Source organism: Streptomyces sp. NPDC006265 (assembly GCF_040613555.1).
In the GTDB taxonomy this organism is placed as follows: Bacteria; Actinomycetota; Actinomycetes; order Streptomycetales; family Streptomycetaceae; genus Streptomyces.
The window spans coordinates 1-11476 of sequence record NZ_JBEXSH010000201.1 but is presented as its reverse complement, the minus strand read 5'-3'; the positions used below and the strand labels follow the sequence as shown (position 1 = coordinate 11476).

8 protein-coding genes and 2 pseudogenes are annotated in these 11476 nt (G+C 70.9%); 8 read left to right on the top strand and 2 right to left on the bottom strand.

Annotation, left to right across the window (positions count from 1 at the left end; translation table 11 throughout):
- Positions 1–2036: beta-galactosidase (locus ABZ281_RS18240; protein ID WP_356656638.1), on the bottom strand; the 2036-nt coding region annotated here is incomplete at its 3' end.
- A 184-nt stretch (positions 2037–2220) separates the two neighbouring features.
- Between ABZ281_RS18240 and ABZ281_RS18235 the strand changes: the two genes are divergently transcribed.
- The 5 genes from ABZ281_RS18235 to ABZ281_RS18215 all read left to right on the top strand — a co-directional run bounded on the left by ABZ281_RS18235 (position 2221) and on the right by ABZ281_RS18215 (position 6934).
- Positions 2221–3540 (top strand): extracellular solute-binding protein, encoded by a 1320-nt coding sequence (locus tag ABZ281_RS18235; protein ID WP_356656636.1) that lies wholly within the window; start codon positions 2221–2223, stop codon positions 3538–3540.
- A complete protein-coding gene (locus ABZ281_RS18230; RefSeq protein ID WP_356656634.1) occupies positions 3537–4463 on the top strand; it encodes a sugar ABC transporter permease in 927 nt (308 codons plus the stop codon). The genes ABZ281_RS18235 and ABZ281_RS18230 overlap by 4 nt, the downstream gene beginning before the upstream one ends.
- Positions 4460–5371, top strand: coding sequence for a carbohydrate ABC transporter permease (locus tag ABZ281_RS18225; RefSeq protein ID WP_356656632.1), 912 nt, complete (start codon positions 4460–4462; stop codon positions 5369–5371). The genes ABZ281_RS18230 and ABZ281_RS18225 overlap by 4 nt, the downstream gene beginning before the upstream one ends.
- Positions 5368–6399 (top strand): LacI family DNA-binding transcriptional regulator, encoded by a 1032-nt coding sequence (locus ABZ281_RS18220; protein WP_356656630.1) that lies wholly within the window; start codon positions 5368–5370, stop codon positions 6397–6399. The genes ABZ281_RS18225 and ABZ281_RS18220 overlap by 4 nt, the downstream gene beginning before the upstream one ends.
- Before the next feature lie 109 nt (positions 6400–6508).
- Positions 6509–6934 (top strand): MarR family transcriptional regulator, encoded by a 426-nt coding sequence (locus ABZ281_RS18215; RefSeq protein WP_356656628.1) that lies wholly within the window; start codon positions 6509–6511, stop codon positions 6932–6934.
- On the opposite strand, the gene ABZ281_RS18210 is transcribed toward ABZ281_RS18215, so the two are convergent.
- A complete protein-coding gene (locus ABZ281_RS18210; protein WP_030844525.1) occupies positions 6931–7329 on the bottom strand; it encodes an SseB family protein in 399 nt (132 codons plus the stop codon). The two genes, ABZ281_RS18215 and ABZ281_RS18210, sit on opposite strands and share 4 nt — an antisense overlap.
- Before the next feature lie 316 nt (positions 7330–7645).
- On the opposite strand from ABZ281_RS18210, the pseudogene ABZ281_RS18205 reads away from it, so the two are divergent.
- From ABZ281_RS18205 to ABZ281_RS18195, 3 genes and pseudogenes are all read left to right on the top strand, one after another.
- Positions 7646–8829, top strand: a pseudogene (locus ABZ281_RS18205) (MFS transporter).
- A gap of 34 nt (positions 8830–8863) precedes the next feature.
- A complete protein-coding gene (locus ABZ281_RS18200) occupies positions 8864–10630 on the top strand; it encodes a beta-galactosidase (RefSeq protein ID WP_356656626.1) in 1767 nt (588 codons plus the stop codon).
- Positions 10627–11476: pseudogene (locus ABZ281_RS18195) on the top strand (beta-galactosidase); the annotation flags it as partial. The gene ABZ281_RS18200 and the pseudogene ABZ281_RS18195, both read left to right, overlap by 4 nt.

Genomic DNA, 11476 nt, shown 5'->3' with positions numbered 1-11476 from the left:
CAGACCTCCTGCACGGCCTGCTCGACCTCCGGGTCGGTCGTGTACGCCCCGACGGTCATCGCGCCCTTCTCGCGGACGGTCCGGCGCAGCAGCTCGGTGCCGGCGGCCTCCAGCGGCACCTTGACGTCCGAGCCGGTGTGGTTGACGGCGAACAGGTAGGTGCCCGAGGCGCCGGTGCGGCGGACCACTTCGACGTCCCGGGGCAGATCGGCGCGCGGAGCGAGCCGCGCGTCCTCGCCCGCCCGGCCGAGCAGCGCGTCGAGGCCGTCGGCGCCGAGCCGGGTGGAGACGTACCAGGCGCTGCCCTCGCCCAGGCGGTGCCGGGTGACGGCGGGCAGACCGGCGGCGAGGCCGTCGGCATACGTCAGGACGGTCTCGGCGCCGCGCGGCACCACGAACTCCGTCCACACGTCGGCGGCCAGCTCGGTCCCGTCCGGGCCGGTGACGCGCACCCGTTCGCCGGGCAGCAGCGGGGAGAACTCCTCGATGGTGAGGCCGAGGACGTCCCGCAGCGGGCCCGGGTAGGCGCCCTCGTGGACGGCGTCGTGCTCGTCGACGATGCCGGAGAAGTACGAGACGACGAGCGTGCCGCCGTTCTCGACGTAGGCCTTCAGATTGCGCCCGGCCGCCTCCGTCATGAGGTACAGAGCCGGTACGACGACAAGGGGATACCTCGACAAGTCGGCTTCCGGGTGGGCGAAGTCGACGGTGAGGTGGCGGTCGTAGAGGGCCTCGTAGAAGGCGTCGGCGCGCTCGCGGGCCTCATGGTCGACGCTGGGGCGCCAGTCGAGGTTCTGCGCCCACCAGGAGTGCCAGTCCCACAGCACGGCCACGTCGGCCTCGGTGCGGGTGTCGCGGATCTCGCTCAGCGCCTCGACGGAGGCGCCGAGTTCGACGACCTCGCGCCACACGCGGGTGCCGGTGCCGGCGTGCGGGACCATCGCCGAGTGGAACTTCTCGGCGCCGCGCCGGGACTGGCGCCATTGGAAGAACAGGGCGCCCTCGGATCCGCGCGCCACATGGGCGAGGGAGTTGCGGGCCATCTGGCCGGGGGCCTTGGCGGGGTTGCGGAGCTGCCAGTTGACGCCCGAGGTGGAGTGCTCCAGCAGCAGCCAGGGGGCGCCGCCCGCGACGGACCGGGTGAGGTCCGCGGCCATCGCCAGATTGACGTGGGTGCGGCGGCCGTCGGTGATCAGGTAGTGGTCGTTGGTGACGAGGTCGACCTCGCGGCCCCAGGCCCAGTAGTCGACGGAGTCGCACTGGCTCAGCGCCGTCATGAAGTTGGTGGTGACGGGGACGCCCGGCGAGAGGCGGTGCAGAATGTCCCGTTCCATGCGGAAGTTCTCGCGCATGGTGGCGTCGGCGAACCGCTTGTAGTCCAGCGCCTGGCCGGGGTTGACGGCCGCCGGGGTGAGCCGGGGCGGGTTGATGTCCTCGAGAGCGGCGTAGCGCTGCCCCCAGAAGCCCGTGCCCCAGGCCTCGTTGACCGCGTCGACCGTGCCGTAGGTGGTGGCGAGCCAGCGGCGGAAGTGGGCGGCGCAGGAGGAGCAGTAGCAGGCGGAGACGGGGACGCCGTACTCGTTGTGGACGTGCCACATCGCCAGCGCCGGATGGTCGCCGTAGCGCTCGGCGAGCTTCTGCGTGATGGAGGCCGCGGCCCGACGGTAGTCGGCGTTGCTGTGGCAGATGGCCGCCCGGGAGCCGAACTCGTAGCGCATGCCCTCGGCGGTCATCGGCAGCGCTTCGGGGTGGGCCCGGTAGAACCAGACGGGCGGTACGACGGTGGGGGTGCCGAGGTCGACGCGGATGCCGTGCTCGTGCAGCAGGTCCAGGAGCCGGTCCAGCCAGCCGAAGTCGTACGTACCGGGTGAGGGCTCCAGCAGCGCCCAGGAGAAGATCCCGACGCTCACCAGGGTGACGCCGGCCTCCCGCATCAGCCGGACGTCCTCCTGCCAGATGCTTTCCGGCCACTGCTCGGGGTTGTAGTCCCCACCGAAGGCGAGCCTGGTGAGTCCCCTGGGGGTGGTCTCCGGCATGGATGGTCTCCCGGTAGGTCGATCAATTGGGAACGTGCACACACGCTGTCGCGGCGTTGAGGTCAACATAACCGCAGAGCAACAACCATTGACAAGTGTCCGGGATGTTTCTCTACTGTGAACGCTCACAGAAGCATGGCAGGTCCTCGCAGCAGGCGAGGACCCCAGGTCAGGGGAGAGATCCATGCCGTACACGAAGCGCCGCCGCCTCGTGAGAACCGCCGTCGCCATCGCCCTCGGCGCCACCACCCTCGCCGCCTGCGGCTCGGAATCCACAGACAGCGGCAGCGAGTCGGGGCCGGCCTCGCTGACGTACTGGACCTGGACGCCCGGCATGGACAAGGTCGTGGACCTGTGGAACAAGGGGCCGGGCAAGAAAGACCAGATCACCGTCACGGTGAAGAAGCAGGCGTCCGGTGACACGCTGGTCACCAAGATCCTCACCGCGCACAAGGCCGGCAAGGCACCCGACCTGGTGCAGGCGGAGTACCAGGCGCTGCCCACGCTGGTCAGCAACGACGCGCTCGCGGACATCTCGAAGAACGTCGGCGAGGCCGAGGACAAGTTCGCCGGCGGCGTCTGGCAGCAGACCACACTCGGCACCGACGCGGTCTACGCGGTGCCGCAGGACATCGGGCCGATGATGTTCTACTACCGCGAGGATCAGTTCAAGCGGTACGGCCTGACGGTGCCGACGACCTGGGACGAGTTCGCCGAGACCGCCCGCAAGCTGAAGAAGGCGGCTCCCGGCAAGGACCTCACCACCTTCTCCGCCAACGACTCCGGTCTCTTCGCGGGCCTCGCCCAGCAGGCCGGCGCCCGGTGGTGGACGACCTCCGGCGACCAGTGGAAGGTCTCCATCGACGACGCGGCCACACAGAAGGTCGCGAAGTTCTGGGGCGGCCTCGTGAAGGAGGGCGCCATCGACAACCAGCCGATGTACACCCCGGCCTGGAACAAGGCGCTCAACACCGGCAAGCAGATCGCCTGGGTCAGCGCCGTGTGGGCACCGGGCACCCTGACCACCGCCGCGCCCGACACCCAGGGCAAGTGGGCCATGGCCCCGCTCCCCCAGTGGTCCGCGAACGAGAACCGCACCGGCAGCTGGGGCGGCTCCTCCACCGCCGTCACCACCGACTCCGAGCACCAGGCGGCCGCCGCGAAGTTCGCCACCTGGCTGAACACCGACAGCGAGGCCCTCAACGCACTGGCGAAGGAGAGCGGCATCTACCCGGCCGCCACCAACGCCCAGACCAGCGGCGCCTTCCTCAAGCCCCCGGCCTACTTCTCCCACCAGGCCGACTTCTACCGCAAGGCCGCCGACATCGCCGAGACCACCGCACCCTCCGCCTGGGGCCCGAACGTCAACGTCGCCTACACCACGTTCAAGGACGCCTTCGGCGCCGCGGCGAAGAACAAGTCCGACTTCGGCGCCGCGCTGGACGAGATGCAGGCCGACACCGTCGCCGACATGAAGAAGCAGGGCTTCGAGGTCGCTCCGTGAAAAGCACGGCACGCCGGCAGTCGTACGGGGTGAAGGGCGCCCCGTACGCCTTCCTTGTCCCCGCGACGGTCCTGTTCGCACTGTTCTTCGCCCTCCCCATCGGATACGCGGTCTGGCTCAGCTTCCGCAAGGTGAAGGTGTCGGGTCTCGGCCTCGGCTCCGGCGCCCGCAAGGAGGTCTGGGCCGGTCCGGAGAACTACTCGGACGCCCTCTCCGACAGCGAACTGCTGCACGGCGCCCTGCGCGTGCTCGGCTACGGGTGCATCGTCGTGCCCGTCATGCTCGGCCTGGCCCTGTTGTTCGCGCTGATGCTCGACTCGGAGAAGGTGCGGCTCGCGCCCGTGACCCGGCTCGCGATCTTCCTGCCGTACGCCATCCCCGGCGTGGTGGCGGCCCTGCTCTGGGGCTTCCTCTACCTGCCGGACGTCAGCCCCTTCTACTACGTCCTCGACCGGCTCGGGATGCCGCAGCCGGACCTGCTGGACGGCGGGCCGCTGTACCTCGCCCTGTCGAACATCGCGGTGTGGGGCGGCACCGGCTTCAACATGATCGTCATCTACACCTCGCTCCAGGCGATCCCGGCGGAGGTGTACGAGGCCGCGAAACTGGACGGCGCCACGCCGACGCAGATCGCGCTGCGGATCAAAATCCCGATGGTGGCGCCCTCACTGGTGCTGACCTTCTTCTTCTCGATCATCGCGACGCTCCAGGTGTACAACGAGCCGACCACCCTCAAGCCGCTCACCAACTCCGTGTCCACGACCTGGAGTCCGCTGATGAAGGTGTACCGGGACGCCTTCGGCGAGGGTGACATCCACGGGGCCGCGGCGCAGGCCGTGATCATCGCCTTCGCCACGCTCCTCCTCTCCTTCGGCTTCCTGCGGGCCGTGAACCGTCGTCAGCAGCAGGAGGCCGCCCGATGAGCTCCCTCGCCGTCCCCCAGGCAGAGCCGAGAGCGGGCAGCACGCCCGGTACGGCCCAGGACCGCCGCCCGTCCCTGCGCCGCCGGATCGCCCTGGTTCCCACGGTCACCCTGCTGCTGGGCGCGCTGTACTGTCTGCTGCCGGTCGCCTGGGTGATCACCGCCGCCACCAAGTCCGGGCGCGAGCTGTTCTCCACCTTCACGTTCCTGCCGGGCACGGGCTTCGCCGCCAACGTCCGGGACCTGACCGCCTACCGCGACGGCGTCTACTGGCAGTGGATGGCCAACTCCGCGCTGTACGCCGGTCTCGGGGCCCTGCTGTCGACGTGCGTGTCGGCGGTCAGCGGCTACGCGCTCGCGATCTACCGTTTCCGCGGCCGCGAGACGATCTTCAACGTGCTGCTCGCGGGTGTGCTGGTGCCGCCGGTGATCCTTGCCGTCCCGCAGTACCTGCTGCTGGCGAAGGCCGACCTCACCGACTCGTACCTGTCCGTCCTGCTCCCGCAGATCCTCTTCCCGTACGGCGTCTACCTCGCGCGGATCTACGCCGCCGCCGCGGTGCCCGCCGACGTGGTCGAGGCGGGGCGCATGGACGGGGCGAGCGAGTGGCGGATCTTCACGCGGATCGCGCTGCCGATGATGATCCCGGGGATGGTGACGGTGTTCCTGTTCCAGTTCGTGGCGATCTGGAACAATTTCCTGCTCCCGTACATCATGCTGAGCGACGACGAGAAGTTCCCGATCACGCTCGGCCTGTTCACGTTGCTGGAGCAGGGTGCCAACACCCCGGCGCTGTATACCCTGGTGATCACGGGCGCCTTCCTCGCGGTGCTGCCGCTGGTCGCACTCTTCCTGGTCATCCAGCGGTTCTGGAGTCTGGATCTGCTCTCCGGAGCCGTAAAGTCGTGACCGTGAACGCTACGGGAGGCAGGCGCAGGCCGCCCACGATCCATGACGTGGCGCGCGAGGCGGGGGTCTCGCGCGGCACCGTCTCGCGCGTCCTCAACGGTGGCCACTACGTCAGTCCGTCCGCCCAGGAGGCGGTCAACGCGGCCATCCGCAGAACGGGTTACGTGGTCAACCGGCACGCCCGGTCCCTGATCACCGGGCGGTCCGACTCGATCGGCTTCCTGCTCACGGAGCCGCAGGAGCGGTTCTTCGAGGACCCCAACTTCAACGTCCTGCTGCGCGGCTGCACCCAGGCGCTGGCCGCGCACGACATCCCGCTGCTGCTGATGCTGGCGGGTACCGAGGACGAACGGCGGCGCATCACGCGGTACATCACGGCCGGGCACGTCGACGGGGTGCTGCTGGTCTCCAGTCACTCCGGTGATCCGGTCGCCGAACAGCTGCGGGAGGCGGGGGTGCCGCTGGTCTCGTGCGGGAAGCCGATCGGGCTGGCCTCCAAGGTCAGTTACGTGGCCGCCGACGACCGGGACGGGGCCCGTGACATGGTGCGCCACCTGGTGTCACTCGGACGGCGCCGGGTGGGCACGGTGGCCGGTCCGCTGGACACGCCCGGCGGCGTCGAGCGTCTCGCCGGCTACCGGGAGGTGCTCGCGGAAGCGGGCCTGGAGTCCGACGAGCGGCTCGTCGTCTCCGGTGACTACAGCCGGGCGAGCGGCGAGGCGGGTGCCGAGCGGCTGCTGGCGCAGGCCCCGGACATCGACGCGGTGTTCGTGGCCTCCGACCTCATGGCGCAGGGCGTGCTCGCGGCTCTGCAACGGGCCGGACGGCGGGTGCCGCAGGACGTGGCGGTCGGTGGGTTCGACGACTCACCGGCGGCCGTCGCCTCCAGCCCCGAGCTGACGACGATCCGGCAGCCGTGGGACCGCATCAGCAACGAGATGGTGCGGGTGCTGCTCGCGCAGATCGGGGGCGAGGATCCGGCGGCGGTGATCCTGCCGACGGAGCTGGTGAAGCGGGAGTCGACGTAGGACTTCGGAACCGTAGCCGCGAGCCCGCCCCATGGGCCTCGGAGCCGGAGCCGCGAGCCCGTACTCCATGCACGGTCATTGAACCCTGTACCGGTGTTACCGTTCCCATATGGCGTCGAAAACGGCTGGTGGGCAGCTCGAGGATCGATGGCGGGACATCCTGTCGGCGCACGCGCGCACGATGTGCGAGATCGACCGGGCTCTGCATCCGCACGGTCTCGGCGCCTCCGACTTCGAAGTGCTGGACATGCTCGCGACCGCGGCGCCCGAAGAGGGGGAGCAGTGCCGGGTGCAGAACCTCGTGGGGCGGGTCCATCTCAGCCAGAGCGCGCTGTCGCGGCTGATCGCCCGGCTGGAGAAGGACGGGCTGGTGACGCGGTCCGTGTGCGCGGAGGACCGGCGGGGTGTGTGGGTCGCTCTGACGCCCAGGGGCCGTGACCTGCACTCCGAGGTGCTGCCGCTGCAGCGGGCAGCCCTGTCCCGGACGCTGGGCGGGGAGCCGCCCAGGCCCGGATCGGGTCGGTCGCCCCGCTAACGCGCCAGCAGGGTGCGCACTCCCTCCGAGGTGAGTGTCAGGCGGTGCTCCGAGCTGCCGTCGATGGTGAGCGACAGGTCGTCGGCCGGCCACTGTGCGGCGAGGGCGCCGAGAGGCACCAGGCGGTAGCGGGAGACGAACGGCAGCAGCCCGGCCATCTCCACCTCGGAGGTGAACACGGGCACCACCGGTTCGCCGCCCGGCTGCTCCAGCACCGGCAGCGCCACCGCAGAGGGATTGGCGGCGTCGGAGTCGTTGGCGTCGTCGGGCACGGGGATGAGCACGTCGCTGTTGGCGAGCGCGTCCAGAGCCGCCGTGTCCTCGGTGTTCTCGGCGAGGACGTCCAAAGCCCGCTGGGCGGGCGTGGGCGTGGGGTCGTTCGCGGGTGTCTCCATGGCAGATTCCCTGGTAGCGGCGGTCGTGCGGCCCGCCCGGGCATGATCCGCCCGGGCGCGGTCCTGCTCGCGTACCCGAACGGGAACGGGGCAACCCTGGTGGATCTTCGGGGTTGGTGGGAGCGCCGGGGAGATCTTGTGGGGACCGGGGTGCCCCGGTGCGTCGTCCCGGGTGTCCCGGACTCTCCCCGGGCTCCCCGGGCTGCCGCGGGATGTTGACGCGCCTGATGTTACCGGTAACATCAGGCGTCTGATCCAGACGTACGCCGCTGTGCCCTCCGCCCACCCACACGGTGGCCCGTCCTCCGGAGTCCGCGTGACCCAAGAGCGCGTTGCCCGTCTCGCCCCCGCACCCCCCGGGCCTGTGTTCAGCAAGGCCGCCGTGGTCGCCTCCTGCGTGGGCTTCGTGCTCATCGGTGTGTTGCAGTCCCTGTACGGCCCGGCGATCCCGGCGTTCCGGGCGGACTTCGGGCTCTCGCCCTCCGCCGCCGGGCTGGGGCTGAGTGCTCACTTCGTGGGCGGTGTGGGCGGGGTGCTGCTGTTCGACCGGCTCTACGGCCGGGTCGGCAACCGGCGCATCCTCGGTGCAGTTCGTATCTGCTGATGGCCGTGGGCGCGGCCGGCTTCGCCCTGGCGCCCGACTGGCCCACCGCCCTGGCGGCGGCGCTCCTCGCGGGTTTCGGCTTCGGCGGTATCGACTACGGCCTCAACCAGCTGTTCGCCGTGGGCTTCGGTCACCGTTCGACCGCGATGCTGAACATCCTCCACGCGCACTTCGGCATCGGCGCCATCCTCGGTCCCGCCGTGATCGGCGTGGTCGGCTCCGAGCACTACCCGGCCGTCTTCCTCGCCTTCGCCCTCGCCGGCCTGCCGTTGCTGCTGTGCCTGCGGGGCGTGCGGAGCCACGTGCCCGCACCGGCCGGGGACGGGGCCGGCGGCGGAACCGTCCTCGGGCGGAGCCTTGGTTCCGTGCTCGCGGTCTTCGTCTTCCTCTACGTCCTGCACATCGGCGTCGAGACCGGTGTCGGCGGCTGGGAGCCCACGCACCTGGAGACCGTCGGTTACGGCGCGGGGGTCGCCGCCACCGCCACCTCCGTGTACTGGCTGATGATGACCGTCGGCCGCTTCCTGGTCGCCCCGCTCGCGCTGCGCTTCTCCGCCCAGGCCATCATCACCGTCTCGTGCGCGGGCATGACCGTGTGCCTGCTGGCCGCGACCGTCCCGGCGCTCGCCCCCTACGCGTACGCCGGCGTCGGTCTGTTCATCGCGCCGATCTTCCCCACCGGACTGCCCTGGCTCAACCGCGCCGCCCCGCAGGCCCGGCGGGCCGGCGCCCTGGTCATCGCGGCCTCCATGATCGGCGGAGTCGCCGCGGGGCCCACGCTGGGCAAGGCCATCGAGTGGTCCGGGATCCGCGCCGTGCCGCTCCTGCTGTGCGGCGTCTCGGCGCTCTGCCTGGCCGCCACGCTCTGGCTCATCCGCGGCACCCGCTCCCGCTGACTCCGCTCCCCCTCTCCCGAAGGGAATCTTCCGCATGCCCGCCCTGACGACGACGTCCGACGGATTCCTGCTGCACGGCGAGCCGTTCCGGATCATCTCCGGCGCGCTGCACTACTTCCGCGTCCACCCCGGGCTCTGGTCCGACCGGCTGCGCAAGGCGCGGCTGATGGGCCTCAACACGGTCGAGACGTACATCCCGTGGAACCACCACCAGCCCGACCCCGAGGGCCCCCTCGTCCTCGACGGCTTCCTCGACCTGCCCCGGTTCCTCCGGCTCGCCCGGGACGAGGGGCTGCGGGTGCTGCTGCGTCCGGGGCCGTTCATCTGCGCCGAGTGGGACGGCGGCGGCCTGCCCGACTGGCTGACCGCCGACCCGGACATCCGGCTGCGCACCAGCGACCCCCGCTTCACCGGGGCCGTCGACCGCTACCTCGATCTGCTGCTGCCCGCCCTGCAACCCCACATGGCGACGGCGGGCGGTCCCGTCATCGCGGTGCAGGTGGAGAACGAGTACGGGGCCTACGGCGACGACAGCGCCTATCTGAAGCACCTCGCCGACGCGTTCCGCTCCCGCGGCGTGGAGGAGCTGCTGTTCACCTGCGACCAGGGCGACCCCGAGCATCTGGCGCACGGAAGCCTGCCCGGTGTCCTCACCACCGGCACCTTCGGCAGCCGCGTCGAGCAGTCCCTGGCACGACTGCGCGAGCACCGGCCCCAAGGCCCGCTGTTCTGCGCCGAGTTCTGGATCGGCTGGTTCGACCACTGGGGCGGCCCCCACCATGTGCGGGACGCGGCCGACGCCGCCGCCGACCTGGACCGGCTGCTGTCCGCCGGGGCGTCCGTCAACATCTACATGTTCCACGGCGGTACCAACTTCGGCTTCACCAACGGCGCCAACCACAAGCACGCCTACACGCCCACCGTCACGTCCTACGACTACGATGCCGCGCTCACCGAGTGCGGCGACCCGGGCCCGAAGTACCACGCGTTCCGCGAGGTCATCGCACGTCACGCCGCTGTCCCCGAGGAGCCCGTCCCGGCCCCGGGTCCCAAACTTCCGCCCACAAGCGTCGAGTTGTGCAGCCGGTCTGCTCTTCTGCCGTTCACCGGCTCACTCGCCCCCGCCGTACGCACCGACGCGCCCGTGACCATGGACGAGCTCGGGCAGCGCACCGGCTACGCGCTCTACCGCACCACCCTGCCGGCCGGCGGTGACGGAGTGCTGCACTTCGCCCGCGGCGTCGGCGACCGCGCCCAGGTCTTCGTCGACGGCGCGCCCGCCGGGGTGCTGGAGAGCGAACGCCACGACGAGTCGCTGCCCGTGCGCGTGCCGCGTCCAGGCGCGACGCTGGAGGTCCTCGTCGAGAACATGGGCGGCGTCAACTACGGCCCCCGCATCGGCGCGCCCAAAGGCCTGCTCGGGCCCGTCTCCTTCAACGGCACGGACCTGACGGGCTGGGACTGCTCGCCGCTGGCGCTGGACGACGTGGGCACGGTGCCGTTCGTCCCGGCCGGCGGGACACCGGTCACCGTCCCGGCCTTCCACCGCGGCACGTTCGACGTCGGCACCCCCGCCGACGCCTTCCTCTCCCTGCCCGGCTGGTCGAAGGGTCAGGCCTGGATCAACGGCTTTCATCTGGGCCGCTACTGGAACCGCGGCCCGCAGCGCACGCTGTACGTTCCCGCGCCGGTGCTGCGTCCGGGCTCCAACGAGCTCGTCCTGCTGGAGCTGCACGGCACCACCGCCACCCGCGCCCTGTTGACCGACGCCCCCGACCTCGGCCCGGAGAACACGTGGTGACACATCCCCTGCGCGTCCCCCCGCCCGCCGCTCCCCCGCTGACCGGCCACCTGCCGTTCACGGACGCGCCCGGCGTGCCCGACCCGATCGAGGTCACCGGCCGATGGCTGACCAGGGGCGGCCGCCCCTGGTTCCCGGTCTCCGGCGAGTTCCACTACTCCCGCTGCCCGAACGCGGCGTGGGAGGAGGAGCTGCTGAAGATGAAGGCGGGCGGGGTGACCGCCGTCTCCTCCTACGTCATCTGGATCCACCACGAGGAGGTCGAAGGCCGGTCCGCTTCGACGGCGACCGCGACCTCGGGCGGTTCGCCGAGCTGTGCGCCCGCCACGGACTGGACTTCATCCCCAGGATCGGCCCCTGGTCCCACGCGGAGGTACGCAACGGCGGGCTGCCCGACCGGCTCCTGGCACGGACGCCCGCACCGCGCACCGACGACCCGGCCTATCTGTCGCCCGTACGCACCTGGTTCACGAAGATCGCCGGGCAACTCAGGGGCCTGGAACGGGCGAGCGGTGGCCCGATCGTCGCGATCCAGATCGAGAACGAGCTCTACGACCGGCCCGGCCACCTGCGCACGCTGAAGCGCCTGGCCCAGGAGGCCGGACTGAGCGCGCCGTTGTGGACGTCGACCGCCTGGGGCGGAGTCCGGCTCCCGGGCGCAGAGCTGCTTCCGCTGTACGGCGGCTACCCCGAGGCATTCTGGACGGAGGCCGACGGGGGCTGGCCCGACACCTGCCGCAAGCACTTCTTCTTCACCCACCAGCGCGACGACGAAGCCATCGGCGCCGATCTGCGGCCCATGGGCCCGCAGGACGCCGCCACCTCCGCCGATCGATTCCCCTGGGC

Bases quoted from the DNA above. Each gene is read 5' to 3' on its own strand.
- ABZ281_RS18210 (WP_030844525.1), bottom strand. From the start codon at position 7,329: ATGGAGACACCCGCGAACGACCCCACGCCCACGCCCGCCCAGCGGGCT.
- ABZ281_RS18200 (WP_356656626.1), top strand. From the start codon at position 8,864: ATGCCCGCCCTGACGACGACGTCCGACGGATTCCTGCTGCACGGCGAG.
- ABZ281_RS18235 (WP_356656636.1), top strand. From the start codon at position 2,221: ATGCCGTACACGAAGCGCCGCCGCCTCGTGAGAACCGCCGTCGCCATC.
- ABZ281_RS18225 (WP_356656632.1), top strand. From the start codon at position 4,460: ATGAGCTCCCTCGCCGTCCCCCAGGCAGAGCCGAGAGCGGGCAGCACG.
- ABZ281_RS18215 (WP_356656628.1), top strand. From the start codon at position 6,509: ATGGCGTCGAAAACGGCTGGTGGGCAGCTCGAGGATCGATGGCGGGAC.